Here is a 21164-nt window from a genome sequence, read left to right as displayed (position 1 = left end):
CTGGAAATATCTTCATTATATCAAAGCCAGTACTTCTCCAGAGTCTACACCAGAATCTGCAGGATTATTTTGCCGAACTGCAGACCCTGCGCCATGCGGTGCAAGGCCTTTTCGCCACTGGCCAGGGGCAGGATTTCGTCGATGGCGGGCACAAGCTTATGCTGCTCGAACAGGGTGACCATCCGGGCAAAGTCCTGCTCGGTGCCCATGGTAGAACCCAGAATAGAAAGCTGCTTCCAGAAGATCTTGGCGGGCGGCACCTGTGGAATGGCGCCGTGCGTACCCCCGTAGAACACGATGCGTGCACCCGGTGCGGCCGCGTCGAGCAGGTCGTTGAAACCGGGCCCAGCGGCGCTGTCTACTACCACATCGAAGCCTCCACCAGCCTCGTTGATGAGCTGGGCGGGCCACTTTTCGGTTTTGTAGCTGATGCCGCCTCTGGCGCCTAATGCCACAGCTTTGACAATCTTTTCCGACGAGCCCGACGTTACCCACACCTCGGCCCCCACGGCCACGGCCATCTGCAAAGTCAGCAAAGCTACTCCGCCGCCCACGCCGCTGATGAGTACCCGCTCGCCGGGCTGCAGGGCTGCCCGCGTAAACAACGCCCGGTAAGCCGTGACGCCCCCCAATGGCAGCGCGGCGGCCTGGGCAAACGACAGGTGCGTGGGCTTGGCCTGCACGGCGCGAGCGGGCACGCATACATACTCGGCAAACGTACCGTCGTGGGGCAGCCCCAGAATGGTGAAGCTCCGCGCCTGGGCCGCCGGGTTGTCGCCCCAGTTCTGGCCGGGGTTGATGAGCACCTCCCGCCCCAGCAGGTCCGGCTCCACGCCCTCCCCTACTGCCGACACCCGACCGGCCCCATCAGAACCCAGGATGATGGGAAACTTCAGGCCCGCATACTGTCCTTTCTGAATCCAGACGTCGCGGTGGTTGAGGGCGGCGGCGTGCAACTGTACCTGCACCTCGCCGGCCGCTGGTGTGGGCGTAGGCACTTTGCGCAGCTTCAGGGGCTGATCAATACCATCGAGAACAAGGGCAAGCATAGGCGGGAAAACGACGAAAGAAGAATGTGCAGGGCTGAAAACGAGAGCCGCAAATTCCGAAAAAATACCGGGCCGCTAGGAACTCAGGAAGCGGCTTTTCAGAGCGGGCGTAGGCAGCAGGCACGCTTCCTGCCGGCCAAACCAACGGTAGCGGTTGCGGGCCACCAGCCGGTAGGCCGCGTCGCGCCAGGCCCGAGGCACCAGCAGGCCTACTGCCAGCACCGGCCAGAGCCCCCCAGGCGGCGGGCAATGCGCAATACGGCCGTGGAGTGCTGATAAGCCCGGCCATCGGCTACCAGCACCACCGAATCGGGGTCGGAAAGGGCCGGCAGGCTGATGCCGTGAGCCCCCAGCAGCGCCTGTCCCTCGGCCGACTGCAGGGCTGCAAAGCGAAAATACCCGGCTGCATCGTGGCGAATAATGAACTGCACGAAGCCGTTGCAGAGGTTGCAGACGCCGTCGAAGAGAATAACTGCGGAAGTTTTTTGCATGCTGAATCAGACTGGTAGCACCTAACCACTACCACACCGGAAAGTATAGTACGCAGGCCACTAAATGATGGCACTTTCCCCGGGTTAAATCACCCTCAGGCCTTATTCTGAATGGGCTTTTCTTTAAGTGCAGTCAGGCGCAGGCTGAGCCCGCAGCTATATCAGGGCTGCTACGTAAAGCTGAACCGTAAGCAAAAGCGTGAATTTTTCAGACAACTTTTCTTTCCGACCAGCAGTATCCTTGCTCTACATTCTCCCATTCTTACCACTCACCAACTCTCCTTTCACATGAAAAAGTCACTTTTCCTGGCCGCCGTACTGGCCGCTACCAGCCTGGGCTTCAGCTCCTGCTCTTCTACTTCGGACGTGAACAGCACCAATGGCACAACTGACGGCACGACTAGCGGTACCTCTACGACCGACGGCACTTCGACCTCGGGTACTACCACGGATGGCACTACCTCGGGTACTACGTCCGGCAGCACCACTACCGGCACCACAGTAGGTACTACCACGTCGGGTAACGCCACAACAGGCAACACCGCTGGCAGCACGACGGGAACGTCTACCACTACCGGTACTACAACTGGCACGCCCAACCGCTAGTCGGCGCACTTAGTAGCTTCTTTACGTGAAAGCGGAAAGGCTCTACCCCAAACGGGCGTAGAAGGCCTTTCCGCTTTCCGCGTGTTGACTGCCCGGCTCAGCTGACCTCCCTGCGTATGCTGCCAAAACTACCCGGCCTACAGAACCCGTTTACCCTGGACCTGCGTGCCCTGGCGCTCCTGCGCATAGCCACCGGCGCCGTGGTGCTCACGGACCTAGCCATTCGCAGCACCGACCTGGAGGCGCACTACACCAACCTGGGGGTGCTGCCCCTACACGTGTTATTTCAGTTCTGCTGGAACCCATACGAGTTTTCGCTGCACACGAGCAGCGGCTTGTGGGCCGTGCAGGCCATGTGGTTTGGGCTGGCCGCGCTGGCGGCCGTGGCCGTGGTGCTGGGCTACAAAACCCGCTGGGCCACGGCACTTTCCTGGCTTTTGCTGATATCCTTGCAGAACCGCAACCCGCTTATCGTGCAGGGTGGCGACGACCTGCTGCGCATGCTCCTGTTCTGGGGCTTTTTCCTGCCCTGGGGCCGCGTGTATTCCCTGGATAGCCACCGCCAGCAGTTGCCCTACTCCTACCGATATATAAGCGCGGCTACGGTGGCCTACGTGGTACAGCTGGCACTCGTGTACTGGTGTACGGCCCTGCTCAAAAACAGCCCCGAGTGGAACCACGACGGCACGGCCATCTACTACGCCCTCAGCCTCGACCAGATCCTGATGCCGCTGGGCCGCTGGCTGTACCCCCATGCCGAGCTGTTGCGCGGGCTCACGCTGCTGACGTACTACACCGAGCTGCTGCTGCCGTTTCTGCTGTTTTTGCCATTCCGTAACGCGTGGTGGCGCCTGCTGTTTGTGGGGGGTGCTGTACGCGTTTCATCTGGGCATCAGCCTTACCCTGTTCGTGGGGTTGTTTTACCTGATCAACATGGCCTCGGTGCTGGGACTGCTGCCACCCAGCTTGCTGAACCGCCTCGACCATTGGCTCTACCCGCGCTGGACCCGGCTGGCAGCACGCACGCACTCCTGGCGTAGCGCCTGGACCCGCTGGCACCCAATACAGGTGAGCATGCAGTGGCGTCTACCCCCGACGGGTAGCTTACGTCTGCTGCGCCATGTGCGCGACGCGGCCGTGGGCGCGTTACTGATATATATCTGCTGGTGGAACCTGGATACGCTGCCGCAGTTCCGGTGGAAGATGGCCGAGCCCGTGCGCTGGTTTGGCTACCTGTTTCGCGTCGACCAGCGCTGGGGCATGTTTGCGCCGGCCGTGTTCAAGGATGACGGCTGGTTTATTCTGGAAGGCACTACTGCCACCGGGCAGCGCCTCGACCTGAACCGGGACGGCCGGCCCGTGAGCTACGCCAAGCCTGCCTCGGTGGTGGCGCTGTTCAAAAACGACCGGTGGCGCAAGTACACGGAGAACTACCTGTTTGTATCAAACAGCTACATGCGCCCCTACTACTGCAACTACCTGCTGCGCATCTGGCACCAAAACCCCGCCCACCCGCCCCTGCGCCAGCTGGAGGTGGTCTATATGAAGGAAGTATCGTTGCCAGACTACCAGGTGGCCCGCCCCACGCGGGAGGTACTGTGCTCCTGCGCGCCCAATTAGTGCTGCCTTACGTGGGCAGCAGATCCTGAAACCAGAAGCCAGTCGTGGCAGCGGGGCTGCCCGCCGGAGCCGGATACGTGCGCCGTACCTGCTGCCCCAAAGTAAACGGTACCGGCTCTCGAAAGTAGGGCGCCTCAAACACGAAGGAATGATACTCGCCATTCTCGCCGCAGGGGTCAACGCCGGGCGGCAGGTCGCGCACAAAAGCCTCGTCCAGCAGCCGGCCGCAGAATCTTTGGTCGAGCAGCTGCTCGTTTACGCAGACCACTACGGCCCGGAAGCCCAGCGCCCATAGCTCGCGCAGCAGTTCCAGCGGGTTGCGCTGCCACAGCGGGAATACAGCAGACAGGCCCGATCGTGCCAGCTGCTGCTCCCGGTATCGGCGCAGGTCTTCCAGAAAAATGTCGCCGAAGGCGGCATGCGTTACCCCGCGGGCCTGCAGCGGCGCCAGCGTAGCGACCATCTGCTGCTCATACGTGGCCATATCCGGCATTTCGGGCAGCTGCAGCTGCGTGAGCGGCAGGCCGATACGCTGGGCCTGCGCCTCCAGCAGCTCCACCCGCACGCCGTGCATGGCCACGCGCTGGTAGGGCTCCGACACGCTGGTAAGTAGGTCCGTGACGTGGTAGCTGGCGTCGTGAAGCAGGTGGTAGAGGGCGAGGGCGGCGTCTTTGCCCCCGCTCCAGTTAAGCAAAACAGATGCGGCCATAAGGCAAAGCTACGTGGTAAGTAGCCTTTCGGGGCCGGTTGCGTATAGCAAGCCACAACCCCATTTTCTCCGCATCCAATACCCTACACCCATGAAACGACTTTCAGCCCTTCTGCTGGCCGTAGCTGCCTCGGCCGCCCTGGCTTCCTGCGACTACAACAACACGCCCGGCAAAGACCCGCAGGCCAGCCAGGACTTCACCGACGCGCCCCCTGCGCAGAAGAACGACACCGAGCGGGACAGCGTGAACGGGCAGCAGAACACCAATACGCCCATCGGGGAAGGCTCGGCCGCCGACCAGAAAACCTCCACCGACGCAGCCATCCAAGGCTCCCCCAATGACCCTAATTCGCCGGTGCAGAACATGCCTCAGCAGTCGGCGCAACAGCAAGGCGCGGCCCGGGAAGACTAGTTTTCAGTTGCCGGTTATCAGTTGCCCGTTGTCAGTGTTCAAATATGATACCTGACAACGGGCAACTCATTACTGGGTCTTAGCCCAGGCGTCCATCTTGCGCTCCAGCACGGCCAGGGGCATTACGCCATCCTTCAGCAGCTCGTCATGGAAGTTACTCAAGCTGAATTTGCTGCCCAGCTGCTTTTCGTAGCGGGTGCGTAGCTCCCGGATCTTGAGTTGGCCGATTTTGTAGCTAAGCGCCTGCCCCGGAATGGCCATATACCGCTCAATGGCCGACACGTCTTCCTCTTCGCTGAGCGCCAGGTTGTCGAGCATATACTGGATGGACTGCTCCCGCGTCATGGTGCCGGCGTGCATGCCGGTATCTACCACCAAGCGCACGGCCCGCAGCATTTCGTCGCCGAGGGCGCCCATGCGCTGGTAGGGGTCGGTGTACAGGCCCAGTTCCTTGCCCAGGCTTTCGGTGTAGAGTGCCCAGCCTTCGCCCATGGCGCCGTACCAGGCAAAGCGGCGGAACTTGGGCAGGCTTTCGTTTTCCTGCTGCAGGGACGTCTGGTAGTGGTGGCCGGGAATGGCTTCATGCAGAAACAACGACTCCATGCCCGAGGTCACGTTGAACTTGGTGGCATCCACGATGGGCACATAGAAAATGCCGGGGCGGGAGCCGTCGGGGCTGCCCTGGTTGTACTCGGCCGAAGCCGAAGCAGCGCGGAAAGCTTCCGTCTGGCGGATTTCAAACGGCGTTTTGGGCGTGCGGCCGAACATTTTTTTCAGGTTCGGGTCAATCTTGGCCTGAATGGCCCGGAAAGCGTCCAGCACCTGCTTGGGTGTTTTGTAAGGCATCAGCTTCGGGTCGGTTTTCAGCTGCTCGAAAAACGCCTTCAGGTCGCCTTTGAAGCCAACCTGCTGCTTTACCTGCTCCATTTCCGCCCGGATGCGCGCCACTTCCTGCAGCCCGATCTGGTGAATTTCGTCGGGCGTTTTCTCCGTAGTAGTCCAGTACTTCACCAGGTAGCGGTACGTTTCCGGCCCCTCCGGAATAACCCCGATGCCGGTGCTGGCACGGGCCTTCGGCAGGTATTCCTTTTCCAGGAAATCCGCCAGCTTCTGGTAGGTGGGCGCCAGCTGGGTGAGGATAGCCTCCTGGTAAGCCAACGACAATTGCTTGCGCTCGGCCACCGTGAATTCCTTGGGAAAGCGGTTGATGGGGCCGTAGAACAGGCTTTGGGCGGCATCCTTCACCACCAGGTCGCGCATCTGCGGAATCATCTTTACCACCAGGGCTTTGGGCAGCACCACGCCGGTGCGCATGCCCTGGCGGAAGTTGCTGATGGCCGTATCGGCCCAGGCCGGGAACTGCCGCACGCGGCCCAGCCAGTTTTCGTAGTCTTTTACCGTTTTGAAAGGCTGCACGCCTTCACCCGAGCCATACTGGCCCAGGCTGAGCGGCAGGCCCCAGAACTGCTGAAACGGTATCATCCAGGCGTTCAGCTTTAGCCCTTCGAGCCGGCTCTGCATCTCGTACTCGAAGATGTCATAGCTGATCTGGTCGTTGGCCGTGAGGCTGGCGCGGTCGAACTTGTGCAACTGGTCGAGGTAGCTTTGGTAGGTGGCGCGCTGCTTTTCGCGGAAGGCGAGGGTGCCGTCGTTGGGCAGCTGGTCGTTGTAGCGGTTGTCGCCCTGAGAGGTGGCATCCAGCGGGAAGAGTTTGGCATTTTCCTCCCAATAGTTATCAAACAGCTTGTTGAGGTCTTGCACGGCAGGGGAAGCAGCGGCGTCCGTGGAGGTTTCGGCGGATTTCTGTTGGGAACAGCTTCCCAGCAGCGCCCCGGCCAGGAGGCCCGTCAAGGCAATTTTACGCATACACGAAGGAAAAGAGGTTGGGGGCGGAATGTAGCCCGAAAAGCTGAGCTTCCCAGCGCCACAAGCCGGCAGGGCCGCGGCCGGGCGCCAACACTTTTGACGCGGGCGGGTTATATAGCCTCAATCCACTGTTTAGCATTCATTCTCATGGAATCATTACAAGGCAAAGTAGCCCTCGTGACGGGCGCCGGCAAAGGCATCGGCCGGGCCGTGGCCGTAGCCTTTGCGCAGGAAGGCGCCCACGTGGCCCTGCTGGCCCGCACGGAAAGTCAGCTGCAGGAAGTAGCGGCCGAAATCCGGGCCCTGGGCGTGAAAACGGCGCTAGTAGCCGCCGACGTAGCCGACCGCGCCGCCGTGGAGGCCGCCGTGCAGCAGCTCAGCGCCGAGCTGGGACCCATCGACATCCTCATCAACAACGCGGGTATCGGCACCTTTGCCAAGTTCCTGGACATGGAGCCCACCGAGTGGGAGCACATCATCCAAGTAAATTTGCTGGGCACGTACTACGTGACGCGCGCCGTGCTGCCCGGCATGATTGAGCGCCAGCGCGGCGACATTATCAACATTTCCTCCACGGCCGGGCAGCGCGGGGCGGCTACTACCAGCGCCTACAGTGCCTCCAAGTTTGGCGTGCTGGGCCTCACCGAGTCTTTGATGCAGGAAGTGCGCAAGCACAACATCCGCGTGTCGGCCCTCACGCCCAGCACTATTGCTACGCCCCTGGCCCTAGACAACAAGCTCACCGACGGCAACCCCGACAAAGTAGCGCAGCCCGAAGACCTGGCCGAGCTCATCGTGGCCCAGCTCAAGCTCAACCGCCGCGTTTTCATCAAGGAAGCTGGCCTCTGGAGCACCAACCCATAGCCAGTGAATGAGCAACTGAGTGAATGAATGAGTTTAACGTGTTGATGGCGCGAAGCCATTCGGCCGGTTCAGTACCATTCCCAAGCAAAAAGCCCCCGACGTGTAGGTTCACGTCAGGGGCTTTTTAGGTTTCAGGGCGAAGGGCACCGTATGGGCAATCAGCTCATCAGGCTCACTATTTTATCTTCTTGGCGCAGCTTTAGTGGGGGCTTTCTTGACCATCGTGCCAAAAGCACCGCGCTTTTCGAAGGCGGCAATTACCTCGTCTTCCAGCGGCGTACGCTTCACGATGGAGTTGTTTTCCCAGAACTCGGGGTTGTACTTCACGCTGCGAATGGCATCCAGGTCCCGGTCGTCGAGGCTGGCACGGGCATACGGCAGGTCGGTGGGGGTGGTAGAGGTATCGTAGAAGAACGTCAGGGTCTGCACGCTCACTGGCAGCGTCGTTTTACCGGGCTGGGTTAAGTCGGCAGTCAGGCTGGTTTTCACGTAAGTAAGCGGACCCACCGCATCAGGCGAAGCGGCTTCCTGGAAGGCCATATCGTACTGCATTTCGGGGTTGCTGAACTTCTGCGTGGGATTGGTAGACGTGCCCGTGAACGAGGGCGTGGAAACCAGGTAGCGCAGCACCTGGTAAGTATCGGCATCAATCCAGACGGTTCCTTTTGCCCGGTACTTGATTTCGGGGCGCGTTTCGAAGTCAATTTCGGCCACCCCGGCCTTTGTGGAGTCGGCCCCGGCCACAATGCCTTTCAGCTCGAGCAGGTAGTTCTGAAACGTGTTGGGGCTGAGCAAAGCCAGCGAAATCGTCGAATCGGGGGTAAACAGGCCAAACATGCGGGTATACACCGAGAAGTTGCTGAAGTTATTCACCGTGGGCACCCCCGCGTAGCGTCCCTGCGCAATGGTGGTGCCCTCAATGCGGGAGCTGTTCGACTTCACATTCCAGATAACTTCCTGCAACTCGGTTGGGGCCCCGTTGATGCGGGTGGTTTGCCGGTAGAAGGCCTTACCGTAGAACTTCTGGCGGTTGTCGCGCAGGAGCCGGCGGTAAGCCCGATCCACGAGCTGAAAAGGATAGCTGCCTACTTTCACCTCGGGCAGGGTGATGGAGGCCGTGCGCAGCTCCAGAGTGAGCGGCCCGGCGCTGGTTACGCGCACCGTGTCTTTCTGGTGACTGAGCTCCGACACCACCAGCGTGCGGGGCAACGACGGCACCGAAAGCGTGAACTCGCCGTTTTCGTTGCTGGCCGTGCCCAGGGAGGTACCGCTCACGCCGATGCTCACGAAGGGCAGCGGCTCGCGGGTGTCGGCATCAATTACGGTACCGCGCAGGAGTACCTGGGCATGGGCGGCGGCGGCAAGCAGCAGCAAGAGCAGGAGCAGGCTGCCGCGGCGGCCGGCCGGGGTTAGCCGGGCAAGAATCAGAGGAAAACGCAAGGCTTCGAAAACTTAAGAAGAACAACAGAACAAGTATAGCCAGAACGACGGTACCCGGCACCGGCATATAAACAAACCGTAAAGAAACCGAACCGCCCGGCTGCCCCTGCAAGTTTCCGGCCGATTAAATTTTCGGGGCGGCTGGCTCCCAGCGGGTCCCGTGGCACTCCACAACCTGCATCTTTGGCGCATGAACTACCTCCGCCTGCTTTTGTTTCTGCCGGTTCTGCTGGCCGGCTGTACGGCTTCCAACCAACCGCCGGCTGCCGACGAGCTTCGCCTGGCCTTCGGCTCCTGCAACCGCCAAGACCTGCCCCAGCCGCTCTGGGACGATATTGCCGCCGACAAGCCCCAGGTCTGGATCTGGCTCGGCGACAATATCTACGGGGACTCCGACGACCCCAAGGTGCTGCGCCAGAAGTACGACGCCCAGTTCAACCAGCCCGGCTACCGGCAGCTGCGCGAGCAGGGCACTAAGGTCATCGGCACCTGGGACGACCACGACTACGGCCGCAACGACGGGGACAAGAACTACCCCTTCAAGGCCCAGAACCAGCAGATTGCCCTGGACTTCTTGGAGGAGCTGGCTGGCAGTCCGCGCCGTCGGCAGGAGGGCATCTACGCCGCCTACGACTACCCGGTGGGCAAGCGAAAAGTGAAAGTCATCCTGCTCGACGACCGGTATTTCCAGGACACGCTCTACCGCGACAAGGCCCTGGTGTACCACCACAACCTCACCGGCGACATTCTGGGCGAGGCGCAGTGGCAGTGGCTGGAGCAGCAGCTGCGCGGCTCCACGGCCGACGCCCACATCATTGCCTCGGGCATCCAGTTTCTGCCCCAGGAGCACCGCTACGAGAAGTGGAGCAACTTCCCCAGCGCCCGCCAGCGCCTGCTGGATTTGCTGGCGGCTACTAAGCCTCGCGGCCTGCTGCTCATCAGCGGGGACCGGCACATCGGGGAAATGTCGCGGCTCACGCTGCCGGGGCTGCCGCAGCCTATTTATGAAGTGACGTCCAGCGGCCTCACCCACCCGGCCACCCAGAACCAGGGCGAGCCAAACCAGCTGCGGGTGGGCCCGCTCGTGAATCAGAAGCACTACGGCCTGTTCCGGTTCCGGGCCCAGGGCCGGCGGCTGCATGTTACGGCGGCGCTTAAGGGAGAAGCAGGCCAGGTATTCTACACTCAGGATATCAAACTAAAGTAGTTGCTGGTTTCTCGTTTCTGGTTTCTAGTTGCGCGGTTGGTTTTCTGGATCAGCAACCTGAAACTATAAACCAGAAACTATAAACCCAGCCAAGCTAACTTCGCAACTCACGCTATTTCTGTCGCCGCTTGCCCTTGCTCCGCTTTCTCTCGCTCCTGCTTCTGGCTTTTGCGCTGCTGCGCCCCACCGACTCGCTGGCTCAGCGCCGGAAAGCCGCCCCGGCCAAGCCTAAACCCGCGGCGCCGGTGGCTGCCCAGCCTACTAAGCTACCTTTGCCCTTCGCCGCCCAGCTCAGCCAGTCGCGCTGGGTTGACTCGGTGATGCGCACGCTTACGCCCGACCAGCGTGTGGCCCAGCTGTTTATGGTGGCCGCCTACTCCAACCGTCAGCGCATCGATGAGGACTCGGTGTCGGCCCTGATTCAGCAGTACGGCATCGGGGGACTGATCTTCTTTCAGGGTGGGCCAGTGCGTCAGAGCCGCCTGCTGAACCGCTACCAGAGTCAATCCCGAGTGCCGCTGCTGGTGGCCATGGATGCCGAGTGGGGCGTGGGCATGCGCCTGGACAGCGTGGTGCGCTTCCCGTTCCAGATGAGCATGGGCGGCATCCAGGAAAACCAACTGCTCTACGACATGGGCACCGAGGTGGCGCGGCAGTTCCGCCGCCTGGGCATGCACGTGAACTTCGCCCCGGTGGTCGACATCAACAACAACGCGGCTAACCCCGTCATTGGCTTCCGCAGCTGGGGCGAGGACCGCGCAAACGTGACCGAGAAAAGCTTTCAGTACATGAAGGGCATGCAGGACGCGGGCGTGCTGGCCGTGGCCAAGCACTTCCCCGGCCACGGCGACACCGACACCGATTCCCACCTGGCCTTGCCCCTGGTGCGGGTAGATGAGCGCCGCCTCGACACCCTGGAAATGTACCCCTTCCGAAGCCTGATGCGGCGCGGCCTGGGCGGGCTGATGATTGCCCACCTCAACATCCCGGCCCTCGACAGCACCGGTACCCCCTCTACCCTCTCGCGCCCCATCGTCACGGACCTGGTGCAGCGCAAGCTGGGCTTTGAGGGCGTCATCTTCACCGATGCTATGAACATGAAGGGCGTCATCAGCAAGTACCCGCCCGGCGAGGCCGACGTGCGTGCCCTGCTGGCCGGCAACGACGTGCTGGAGTTCAGCAAGAACATTCCGCTGGCCATCCAGATGGTGCGGGCCGCCATTACCCGGGGCGAGCTAACCCAGGCCGACATCGACCGGCGCTGCCGCAAGGTGCTGGCCCTGAAGCAGTGGGCGGGCCTGGACAAGTACAGCCCTATCGAACTGCGCAACCTCACCCAGGACCTGAACCCGGCTCACGCCCAGTACCTCAGCCGCCACCTTTCGGAGCTGAGTGTGACCTTGCTGCGCAACCAGAAAAACCTGCTGCCCCTCCCCCGCCTCGATACGCTGCGGCTGGCTACGCTTACCATCGGCACCAGGGACACCACCGACTTCCAGCGCATGGTGGCCGACTACGCCCCCGTGCGCCACTTCTGGCTGCCCGCCACACCCACGCTGGATGAGCTGGCGCAGATGCGCGAAACCCTGCGGCCTTACAACACCATTCTGGTGGGGCTGAACAACCTGGGGCGCCTGCCCGCCACCAACTTCGGGGTGACGGCGGAAACCAACGTGCTGCTGCGGGAGCTGGGCGCGGCGCGGCAGCGGATGGTGGTGTGCGTGTTCGGCTCGGCCTACGCCGTGGCCAAGGTGCGCGACCTGGACCGCGCCGACGCAGTTATTGTGGCCTACCAGGAAAGCCGCAACGCCCAGGAAAAGGCCGCGGAACTGATCTTCGGCTCCTTCGGGGCGCAGGGCAAGCTCCCCGTTACGGTTTCGGACCGGTACAGCTACGGCAAAGGCCTGCGCACCCAGCCCGGGCAGCGGCTGCGCTTCGGGGCTCCCGAAGACGTGCAGATGGACCCACGTCTGGAAGCCCGGGTGGACTCGGTGATGGCCCAGGCCCTGGCTGCCCGGGCTACGCCGGGGGCGCAGGTGCTTATTGCCCGGCGCGGCACGGTGGTGCTGCGCAAAAGCTACGGCACCCACACCTTCGCGGAGCCTGGCAAAGCCGCCCGCCCGGTGCGCAACACCGACCTCTACGACCTAGCTTCGCTCACCAAAGTAGCCGCAGCTTTGCCGGCCCTGATGAAGCTGCAGGACGAAGGCAAGTTCAGCCCCGATAAAACCCTGGGCGAGTATTTCCCCGAGCTTCAGAAAACCAACAAAGCCAATCTGAAGCTGCGCGACGTGCTCACCCACCAGGCCGGCCTGAAAGCCTGGATTCCTTTCTGGAAAGACTACGTGAACAAGCAGGGCCAGCTCCGGCACCGATTTTTCCGGCAGGATTCGTCGCGGCGCTTCCCCTTGGAGGTGGCTACCGGCGTATGGGCGCGGCGCACCCTGCCCGCTAGACTGGTAAAGGACATTGGCGAATCAGAGCTGAACGCCAAGCCGGGCTACGTGTACTCCGACTTGTCGTTTTACCTCTACCCCCTGCTGGTGCAGCGCCTCACGGGCAAGCCCTTCGACCAGTACCTGCGGGAGGAAATCTACCAGCCCCTAGGCGCTACCACGCTGGGCTTCAACCCTACCAACCGCTTCCCGCTCAGCCGACTCGTGCCCACGGAATACGACTCCCTGTTCCGGCGCCAGCTGCTGCACGGCACCGTAGATGATGAGGGCGCGGCCTTGTTGGGGGGCCTCTCGGGCCACGCGGGCTTGTTCGGCTCGGCTACGGACCTAGCCAAGCTGGTGCAGCTTTACGCCAACGGTGGCCAGTTTGGGGGGCAGCAGCTCATCAAGAAGGAAACCCTTACTGAGTACACGCGCTGCCAGTTCTGCCCCCAGAACCGCCGCGCCCTGGGCTTCGATAGGCCCGCCACGCCGCCCGCCGGCAACACCGCCCACGATGCCAGCGCCAGCTCCTTTGGCCACTCCGGCTTCACGGGCACCTACATCTGGGTAGACCCCGAGCGGGAATTGGTGTACATCTTCCTCTCCAACCGCGTGAACCCCAGCCGCCGCAACAACAAGCTATCCGACCTGAACGTGCGCACGCAAATTCTGCAGGTAGCTATTGAGGCGGTGCGGAAGTAGCGTTTTGCACAGAGTTTTGGGACAGGTTGCAACCTGTTCAGCGTACAGCAGGTCTTAGCTTTAAACCAATTACTTATGAGAAACTATACCCTGATCTTAGTTGGCTGCCTTCTCCTAATCTTCGGTTGTTCCCCGGAGCCTGTGAAGGAATATAAACTCTCCGCCGAGCAGCTGGCTTGGCAGCCCTACAAAGCCGGGGACATACTACGCTTCGGCAACGCCCGGAACAGCAGCATACGCACGTTTACCATTACCAATGTGGATGATCAGCTGCATCAATACTCTTTGGGGGGTGATGCGCCGGTATATCTTGGCCCAGCTAAGAAAGTTAAGTATCAAACGCTGGATGTGTACGCTCTCCGCACCGACACGCTCCGTTACGTGCATAACCCTGCCACCTCTCCCACCGAGCTTGATTCGCTTCCTTATTCGTATGCAACTACTATACTCAGTATGAAAGCGAATGCGGATGAGGGGCCATCTTATGGTGAAGGCAGCACCTATACTCTGGTACGCTGGGATATTGGCTTCAGCAACGTGCTGCCGCTCGAACAGGTAGGTAGCGGGCAGCAACTATCTGATACCACGCACCAGCTGCTACCCAGCCTGCGTTTGGGCGGCATCGACTACGGGCCGGTGCTGCGCATTTCCAACAGCCAGACTTCCCCGCCAGTTGAATTTCCACGCCTCCGGCCGGCCCGGCTTGTATATTATGCCAAAGGCTACGGCGTCGTCGGGTTTGTTGAGGGCGGCACGTTGTGGTACCGACTGCCGTAGGTACAACATCCCTGAAATACCGCGCCCAACACTGCGGGACACTGCGTGAAAACGGCAGAAGTGTTCTTGCTTTTCTACAATTTCCAGCCTCATTCCAGCAACCCTTCAACCCACCCTTTCACCGAAGGCATAGCGAAGGCAACCTGAACACAGGGCGAAAGCAGCATAACGAGAAAGTACAACCTGGCCGGCTTCTGCTTAGCTCGAGGTATTCTTCCTATCTCACCTGCGCTACTAGATGCCAGGAATGAGGATACAGGAGCCACTGAACACGCTGTCACCGGAAAGCTGCTCAAGACCTAGCCCCACTAGGATTTCGCGGGGTATACACTGAGCGAGTAGGTATGATAAAAACCGTCAGCCGGGCGAACGGCTTCAGCCATGCCTCTGGATGACGGTTTTATTCTGAAGGATCTTGCAGCCTGAGCCGCTACTCCTGGCCCTTCATTTTTTCCTCAATCATGCGCTGGAGTTCCGGCAGGTTTTCCTGCACGCGGCGCTGGCCCAGCAGCATGGAGGACTGCAGTAGCATGTTCTGCTTGCTCACAAACTTCTGGCCGGTGGTCGACTGGTAAAATTTGGTAAGCTCCTTTAGCTCCTTCTCCGAAAACTCCCGGGCATAGAGCTGCACCATCTCCTCCTTCAGCGAGGACCAGCTCATGTACTTGGCCATGAAGGCCCGCATTTCGGGCTCTACCTTCTTCAGGTTAGGATTTTGCTCTACCTGCATGGTCAGCATCTGGTTGATGGCCTGGTCGGTGGTTTTTTCGGACTGCATAACTTCCAGCAGGCTTTCGGCGGCTTTGCGCTGGCCGGCCGATACGGGCGCCGGGGCCGAAGCAGCGGGAGCCGTTGGCGCGGCCGGCGTGGTTTGAGCCAGGGCGGCCGGGGCCGTCAGCAGCAGGGTAGCGGCCAGCAGCAGGCCACTTTTTGGAACGCGGGTGAAATCAAACAACGTCATACACAACGGGGATTCAAAACAACAAACATCAGCCCGCAAGGTCCGGAAAATAACCTGGATGCGCGGGCGGCCTCACAGCTTTACCACGATGCGCCGCCGGTACAGCACCCACAGCACCCCGTACCAGATAGCCACGCACACCACCGCCCCGGCCAGGGAAGCCACGTAGGGCGAGGCGAAGTAGGGCACAAAAAACCGACCGTAAAGCCATTCCTGCATTCCCACGGGCGTGCCCGTCGGGCCCGTCACCGTCCACATATTGAGCGTGCGGGCTACCAGTGTAGAGCCCACGAACACCAGCAGCGCGTTCACACCCGCCACCTGGGCCCAGGCCAGACCGCGCCGCCAGCCCTGCAAGTCGCAGAGCCAGTAGAGCGTGGCCAGCAGGGCCAGGGCCAGCCCACCCACAAAGAGCACGAAGGAGCTGGTCCACAGCGCTTTGTTGATGGGAAACCACAGGTTCCAGAGCAGCCCCAGGGCCGTGAGCAACACCGCATCCACAAACAGCCAGGCCACTTTGGCGGCGGGCTCCACCTCCTTGCGGCGCAGCCACTGCCCGGCCAGCACGCCCAGCAGCCCGGTACCCACGGCGGGCAGCGTACCCAGTAGGCCTTCGGGGTCCCAGGTGCGGCTGTATTGCCAGAGGTGTTTTTCGGTGAAGATGAGCCGGTCGAGCCAGGCCCCGAGGTTGGTTTCGGGCTCCAGGTTGGCCGGACCGTAGCCGGGCACGGGCACCAGCTGCATCAGGATGTTGTAGCCGATCAGCAGCACTGCTACCAGCCAGAGCTGCTGCCGGCGGGAGGTATACAGAAACAGCGTGCCGCACACGCCAAACACCAGCCCGATGCGCTGCAGCACGCCCGGCAGCCGCACCGCACCAAAATCGAAGTAGGGCAGCAAAGCCACCAGGATGCCCACGCCTACCAGCAGCAGGGCCCGCCGCCACACGCCCCGCAGCGCCGCCGGCCGCAGCGCCGGGTCCTGCCGGCTGCGGTCCAGGGCATACACCGCCGACACCCCCACGATGAACAGGAAAAACGGAAACACTAGGTCGGCTATGGTGCAGCCGTTCCACTTGGCGTGCTCCAGCGGCTCGTAGATGTGACCCCAGTCGCCGGGGTGGTTCACGAGCACCATCGTGAGCACCGTCAGGCCCCGGAACACGTCGAGGGAAAGCAGGCGGGCGGGGGAAGCTTCTACCAGCGGCTCGATGCCGGTAGTCTGAAGAGCAACTTGGGTAGTAGTATTCATAGCGAAGCGCACAGCCGGGCGGGCAGCACTTGCTACCCGGGCCGCACTAAAGCTAGATAAACTGTGCTATTTCCAGCTTTCAGCCCGCTTACTTTCCGAAAAGCCGCCCAAAGAAGCCCCGCTTTTTCGGCTTTACTTTCACCTTCACCTTGGTGGTGCCGGCCTGGTTGCCCGGCAAGGGGCGGGTGGGGCGAGCCGCGGTGGCAGCTGGCTTCTGGGGCAGGGTTTCGGGAATAGGCGGCGTCACGGTGGGCGGCTCCTGGGCTACCATGGGCTCGGGCTGGGGGCTGAGCGTGGTCACGCGGGAGGGCCGGCTCTCGTTGTGCAGCCGGTCTACGGCCGTGATGTAGTAGGCGTATTCCTGCCCGGCTTGGGCGGCGGTGTCCTGCAGCTGCTGAATCTGGCCGGGGCGGTAGCGCACCAGGGCTACAATGCGGCGCGGGTCGTCGGGGCCGGGGGTTTCGCCCTCGGCAAAGCGGTACACCACAAAGTAGCGGGCCGTGTCGCCGTCGGTGGCGGCAGGGCCGGCCTGCCAGCTTAGCTTCACGGGGCCACCGGCGCGGGTTATAAGCAGGTTCTGGGCCGGGCGCGGGGGCACAGCGTCAATCCACGGCATGGCTGGTACCAGGGCCGGGTAGCGGAACAGGTTCAGCCGCAGCGAGTCGGTGGTGTGCAGGGGGTTGGCCAGCAGGGAGCGGGCCGAGAAGAACAGACTGCCGCTCACGTCGGTGGGGTAGGCACGGTTCATGCGAATCTGGCGGGGCAGCTCGCGGGGGTTGCGCCAGGTGGTGTCGCCGCGGGTATTCTCCAGCATGCGGTACATGCCGTGTCCGATGTAGAGGTGGCGGTCGAAGTGGTTGCGGGCCCACCAGTCGAGGATGGTGGCGTAGGGCACGAGCTTGAAGTTGGAACTCCAGTACAGTTGGGGCACCACGTAGTCGATCCAGCCCTGCTGCAGCCAGAGGCGGGTATCGGCGTAGAGGTTGGCGTAGCTGGGCTGGCCGGCGCGGGTGTCGGAGCCCTCGGGGTGGGCCGACTTGTTCATCCACACGCCAAACGGCGAGATGCCGAACTTCACCCAGCGCTTGGTGTGCCGAATGGAGTCGTGCAGGCTCTCAATCAGCTGGTTCACGTTCTGGCGGCGCCAGTCGGCCAGGGCCAGGTTCCGGGGGTTGTAGCGGGCGTAGGCGTCCTCGTCGTGAATCTTCTGGCCCGGCTCGGGATACGGGTAGAAGTAGTCGTCGAAGTGAATACCGTCCACATCGTAGCGGCGCACCACGTCCAGAATCACCTGGGTGATGTAGGCGCGCACCTCGGGCAAGCCGGGGTTATAGAGCAGCTTGCCAGTGTAGCGAATAAACCACTCGGGGTGCTGCTTGAACTGGTGGTTGGGGGCCAGGCGCCGCGTGAGCGAGTCCAGTGAGGCACGGTAGGGGTTAAACCAGGCGTGAAACTCCATGCCCCGGGCGTGGGCCTCCTCAATGAGGAAGGGCAGCGGGTCGTAGGCCGGGGCGGGGGCACGGCCCTGCTGGCCGGTCAGCCACTTGCTCCAGGGCTCCAGGTCACTTTTATAAAAGGCATCGGAGGCCGGCCGCACCTGCACGAATACCGCGTTGATGCCCGCCTGTTGGCCTTTATCGAGCAGGCGGCGGTACTCGCGGCGCTGCTGCTCGGGCGTAAGGGTGCGGGAACTGGGCCAGTCGATGTTTTCCACGGTGGCAATCCAGATGCCGCGCAGCTCGCGCTTGGGCGGCACGGATTCCTGGGCCACGGCCGGAGCCCCACAGGCGGCCAGCAGCAGCCCTATCCAACCAACAATAACAACCCGAACCGCGGCAAAAAATCGAAACATCAGCACCAAAAACGAGAAACAAGCCCCGAAATTACGCAGCCGGTCCCGGAACCGCCGGGGTTTCTTTCTTGGCGTCAGGCCAGACCACGCAAAAACACCCCGCTGCCGGACTCTTGCATGAGCCTGACAGCGGGGTGTTTTCGGTTAGCCGAACTAGCGGCCGGTAAGCTAAGATTAGTCGCCTACGCCGCGGCGGGTCAGGTCATCAGGCTCGGCTTGGGGGCCGCCTTCGAGGCCGTTGGTCTGGCTGGCGTCGCCGTAGCTGCCGCGGATACCGGAGCCGTCGCCCATATTTTCCTGGGTGCTGGCGGCTTCGGGGTTGCCTTCGGCGTTCTGGTCCTGGTCGGGGCCGGGAATGGTACCGCCGGTGCTGGCTTGGGTGCCGGGCGTGGCTTCGGGGTTACCGCTGGCTTGCTGGTCCTGGTCGGGTTGCTGCTGGTGCTGGCTCATGGGCTGGTGGGTGGGAATGGAAGAAAAGAAGTACTTAAAGATTTACCTGGCCGGTTTCGCCGCCCGACACACCAGTGCCGCTGCTGGCCGTACCGCCGCCGATTGGTCCTTCGGCGTCGGTGCTTACGTTGCTGCCTTTGATGGCCTTCCCGCCCGCGGTGCCGCCGCTACCGGAGTTGTCGTCGGCGTTCAGGCCAGTATCGTGGCTGCCGGGCGCCTGACGGCCTTCGGGCTGAAAGTTACGGGCGCGCGCTTCGTTCTCGGTTTCCGAGTCGAGCGGGCCGGTGGAATGCTGATTATCGGCCATAACTAGAAAAGTCAGAAGTGAAACAGAACTTTACCGGGCTATACGACCACGCGGCCGGACGGTTGGCCGGCCCCGGCTTTTGTGTATCTTGCTTAGCTATTCTTTTTTCGTATTTACGCCTGCCCTATCATGTCAGCGCCTACCACATCGGGAGCCGATTTCATTGCCCAGAAAACCACGGAGGAACTGCTGTTCCTGGCCCGTAATCCATCCTTGTACCACCAGAGCCTGGTAGATGCTGCCCGGCGCGAGCTGCAGCGTCGCGGTCAGCTGCCCACGGCACAACTGTCAGCTGAAGAGGCCGCACAAATTGATAAGACCTGGGAAGACGAGCCCGATGCCACGCCCAGCTGGCCCCGGTTGGCTCTGGGCGGGCTGAGTGCCGTGGTCATAGCCGGCGGCCTGTGGTGGGCTAGCCACCGCGAAGCGCCTAAGGCCCCAGCTCACCACAGTCCACCGGTGCTGGTATCCGTTGAAACGCACCAAATGCCTGGCTTTGCCGCCGAAACCGAAGCCAGCGTACAGCAGTTGAAAAACCTGTTACCGGCCCCGGACCGGCAGGACACCACAGCCACCCGCAAGTATTTGCTGCTGGCTGGCCGCTTTTGGGCCGCCGAGCACCAATCCGCCTATCTTATCGAGCAAGTGCGGCTGGCCAAATACGACTCTACGCTGCTGGGCCAAATTGCTATAGCGCAGGACTCCTGGGAGCGGTTGACTGCAGCCGCGGTCTATGACCATAAGCTGACACCTGGCATGACAGCTCAGCTTGGCCGGATGAAGCACATTGCCAGCCGGCGCACCGCTACCTTAAACGCCTTTAGCTGGCACTATCAGGCGGGCATTGATGTGATAGATGAGAATGACCTGGTTAAGGTAGATTCCGCGTTGTTTTTACGACACCAACTTTTGGGCACACCTAAGCCCCTGGCCCACTCACGCCTCCCAGATACGAGAGTGTTGCGGCAGCTGCCCCGGGTGCAGCGTAGCCATAATCCACTGTACGTTTTGCGCGGGAAAGTGATGCCCAGCAACCCCGCCAATGGTGAGCCTCCCCTACCCGTGCAGCAGCTCGAGCCCGGGCAAATTGACTCAGTGCTCGTATTCCGGCGTGAAGCAGCTATGCGGGCGTATGGCCCTACAGCACACGATGGGGCCGTGGTTATCTTTCTGAAACAATAAGCTTACCTTAACTTCCGGCCGCCCTCGCGGTTTGCGGAATATGCCCCCCGATCTTACGCCGCTTGCTGAGTTACTGGCCCGCAAAACCGACGCTGAGCTGCTGTACATGGCCCAGCAGGCCCACCGCTACCCTCCGGAGCTGGGCCAGGGGGCCGTGCGCGAGCTACAGCAGCGGGGCCTGATTCCGCAGGAACTGCCCGAAGCCGGACCGCCGCCAGTACCCCCGGCCCCGGAGCCTACCGGAACGTGGCTGGGCCTGCTCCGGCAGTTGCTGGGAGGCATCTTCCGGCCCCGGTCGGGTTATTTCATCACGCCCCTTCTGCTGTTAAGTAACCTGGCGGTGTTCGGGCTGATGGCGGCCAGCGGCGTACACGTGTGGGAACCGCACCCGGCGGAGCTGGTGGCCTGGGGCTCCAACTTTTCGCCGTTGATTTCAGCCCAGCCCTGGCGCCTGGTTTCCTGCCTGTTTCTGCACGCCGGCCCCGCTCATCTGCTTTTGAATATGGGCGCCCTGCTGCTGCTGGGTTTGCTGGCCGAAGACAAGGTAGGCTCCGGACGCTGGCTCCTGGCGTACCTGGTGAGCGGCGTGGGCGGCAGCCTGGCCAGTTTGTGGTGGCATAGCCGCGGCATCAATTCGGTGGGGGCCTCGGGCGCTATCTTCGGGCTGTATGGCTTGCTGCTGGCCCTACTTATCACCCGCACTTTGCCCGTCACCCGCGAAGACCGGGGCGGCATTATCGGGCTGCTGCTGTATTTTGCCCTCAGCAGTCTGGTGGGAGGCCTCGAAGGCCCTAACACCGACAATGCCGCGCACATCGGGGGGCTGCTGACGGGTATTTTCGTGGGCTTCGTGCTGGCGGCCGTTTCGGGCAGCCCTAAATCTGATACGTTGCCGGCAGAGTAAGGCTATAGGCCAGTCACCGTTCTTTCCGTAAGTTACCCTGGCTGCGCCGGCTACGCTGGCAGGCTTTTTTCACGCT

General features: G+C 61.9%; 18 protein-coding genes and 1 pseudogene. 9 read left to right on the top strand and 10 right to left on the bottom strand.

Annotated features, from left to right (window positions below; genetic code table 11):
- Positions 1–44 precede the first annotated feature (44 nt).
- Together LRS06_RS15245 and LRS06_RS15240 are read right to left on the bottom strand one after the other, a co-directional pair.
- Positions 45–1049 (bottom strand): zinc-binding dehydrogenase, encoded by a 1005-nt coding sequence (locus LRS06_RS15245; RefSeq protein WP_257872255.1) that lies wholly within the window; start codon positions 1047–1049, stop codon positions 45–47.
- A gap of 75 nt (positions 1050–1124) precedes the next feature.
- A pseudogene (locus LRS06_RS15240) lies at positions 1125–1540 on the bottom strand (thiol-disulfide oxidoreductase DCC family protein).
- A 288-nt stretch (positions 1541–1828) separates the two neighbouring features.
- On the opposite strand from LRS06_RS15240, the gene LRS06_RS15235 reads away from it, so the two are divergent.
- Together LRS06_RS15235 and LRS06_RS15230 are read left to right on the top strand one after the other, a co-directional pair.
- A complete protein-coding gene (locus LRS06_RS15235; RefSeq protein ID WP_257872254.1) occupies positions 1829–2146 on the top strand; it encodes a hypothetical protein in 318 nt (105 codons plus the stop codon).
- Between the two features lie 116 nt (positions 2147–2262).
- Positions 2263–3186: a hypothetical protein gene (locus tag LRS06_RS15230; RefSeq protein ID WP_257872253.1), complete on the top strand. Its 924-nt coding sequence runs from the start codon at positions 2263–2265 to the stop codon at positions 3184–3186.
- 587 nt (positions 3187–3773) lie between these two features.
- Here the strand turns inward: LRS06_RS15230 and LRS06_RS15225 are convergent.
- Positions 3774–4475 carry a diphthine--ammonia ligase gene (locus LRS06_RS15225; RefSeq protein ID WP_257872252.1) on the bottom strand — a complete coding sequence of 234 codons (702 nt, stop codon included), beginning with the start codon at positions 4473–4475 and terminating at the stop codon, positions 3774–3776.
- Between the two features lie 91 nt (positions 4476–4566).
- On the opposite strand from LRS06_RS15225, the gene LRS06_RS15220 reads away from it, so the two are divergent.
- Positions 4567–4887, top strand: a complete 321-nt coding sequence (locus LRS06_RS15220; RefSeq protein ID WP_257872251.1) for a hypothetical protein — start codon at positions 4567–4569, stop codon at positions 4885–4887.
- Positions 4888–4956: 69 nt separating this feature from the next.
- On the opposite strand, the gene LRS06_RS15215 is transcribed toward LRS06_RS15220, so the two are convergent.
- Positions 4957–6753, bottom strand: coding sequence for a DUF885 family protein (locus tag LRS06_RS15215; RefSeq protein ID WP_257872250.1), 1797 nt, complete (start codon positions 6751–6753; stop codon positions 4957–4959).
- A gap of 147 nt (positions 6754–6900) precedes the next feature.
- Between LRS06_RS15215 and LRS06_RS15210 the strand changes: the two genes are divergently transcribed.
- Positions 6901–7617: a 3-ketoacyl-ACP reductase gene (locus tag LRS06_RS15210; protein ID WP_257872249.1), complete on the top strand. Its 717-nt coding sequence runs from the start codon at positions 6901–6903 to the stop codon at positions 7615–7617.
- Positions 7618–7797: 180 nt separating this feature from the next.
- Here the strand turns inward: LRS06_RS15210 and LRS06_RS15205 are convergent, their stop codons facing one another.
- Positions 7798–9057 carry a carboxypeptidase-like regulatory domain-containing protein gene (locus tag LRS06_RS15205; RefSeq protein ID WP_257872248.1) on the bottom strand — a complete coding sequence of 420 codons (1260 nt, stop codon included), beginning with the start codon at positions 9055–9057 and terminating at the stop codon, positions 7798–7800.
- Between the two features lie 190 nt (positions 9058–9247).
- Between LRS06_RS15205 and LRS06_RS15200 the strand changes: the two genes are divergently transcribed.
- The 3 genes from LRS06_RS15200 (at position 9248) to LRS06_RS15190 (ending at position 14181) form a co-directional block, all read left to right on the top strand.
- On the top strand, positions 9248–10264 hold the full coding sequence (locus tag LRS06_RS15200; protein ID WP_257872247.1) for an alkaline phosphatase D family protein: 1017 nt from the start codon (positions 9248–9250) through the stop codon (positions 10262–10264).
- A 134-nt stretch (positions 10265–10398) separates the two neighbouring features.
- The gene (locus LRS06_RS15195) at positions 10399–13404 is read left to right on the top strand and encodes a glycoside hydrolase family 3 N-terminal domain-containing protein (RefSeq protein ID WP_257872246.1); all 3006 of its coding nucleotides are present in this window, start codon (positions 10399–10401) and stop codon (positions 13402–13404) included.
- A gap of 141 nt (positions 13405–13545) precedes the next feature.
- A complete protein-coding gene (locus LRS06_RS15190; RefSeq protein WP_257872245.1) occupies positions 13546–14181 on the top strand; it encodes a hypothetical protein in 636 nt (211 codons plus the stop codon).
- A gap of 430 nt (positions 14182–14611) precedes the next feature.
- Here the strand turns inward: LRS06_RS15190 and LRS06_RS15185 are convergent, their stop codons facing one another.
- From LRS06_RS15185 to LRS06_RS15165, 5 genes are all read right to left on the bottom strand, one after another.
- The gene (locus tag LRS06_RS15185; protein WP_257872244.1) at positions 14612–15142 is read right to left on the bottom strand and encodes a DUF2059 domain-containing protein; all 531 of its coding nucleotides are present in this window, start codon (positions 15140–15142) and stop codon (positions 14612–14614) included.
- A 72-nt stretch (positions 15143–15214) separates the two neighbouring features.
- Complete coding sequence (locus LRS06_RS15180) at positions 15215–16393, bottom strand: acyltransferase family protein (protein ID WP_257872243.1); 1179 nt, start codon at positions 16391–16393, stop codon at positions 15215–15217.
- An 88-nt stretch (positions 16394–16481) separates the two neighbouring features.
- A complete protein-coding gene (locus LRS06_RS15175; protein ID WP_257872242.1) occupies positions 16482–18245 on the bottom strand; it encodes a glycoside hydrolase family 10 protein in 1764 nt (587 codons plus the stop codon).
- Between the two features lie 174 nt (positions 18246–18419).
- The gene (locus LRS06_RS25440; protein WP_308239913.1) at positions 18420–18695 is read right to left on the bottom strand and encodes a hypothetical protein; all 276 of its coding nucleotides are present in this window, start codon (positions 18693–18695) and stop codon (positions 18420–18422) included.
- Between the two features lie 34 nt (positions 18696–18729).
- The gene (locus tag LRS06_RS15165) at positions 18730–19002 is read right to left on the bottom strand and encodes a hypothetical protein (protein WP_257872241.1); all 273 of its coding nucleotides are present in this window, start codon (positions 19000–19002) and stop codon (positions 18730–18732) included.
- Positions 19003–19131: 129 nt separating this feature from the next.
- Between LRS06_RS15165 and LRS06_RS15160 the strand changes: the two genes are divergently transcribed.
- Together LRS06_RS15160 and LRS06_RS15155 are read left to right on the top strand one after the other, a co-directional pair.
- The gene (locus tag LRS06_RS15160) at positions 19132–20184 is read left to right on the top strand and encodes a hypothetical protein (protein WP_257872240.1); all 1053 of its coding nucleotides are present in this window, start codon (positions 19132–19134) and stop codon (positions 20182–20184) included.
- A gap of 40 nt (positions 20185–20224) precedes the next feature.
- The gene (locus LRS06_RS15155; protein ID WP_257872239.1) at positions 20225–21088 is read left to right on the top strand and encodes a rhomboid family intramembrane serine protease; all 864 of its coding nucleotides are present in this window, start codon (positions 20225–20227) and stop codon (positions 21086–21088) included.
- Positions 21089–21164 lie beyond the last annotated feature (76 nt).

The organism is Hymenobacter sp. J193 (assembly GCF_024700075.1).
Taxonomy (GTDB): Bacteria; Bacteroidota; Bacteroidia; order Cytophagales; family Hymenobacteraceae; genus Hymenobacter.
The sequence above is the reverse complement of the archived record's forward strand: the minus strand, read 5'-3'. Positions and strand labels throughout refer to the sequence as shown.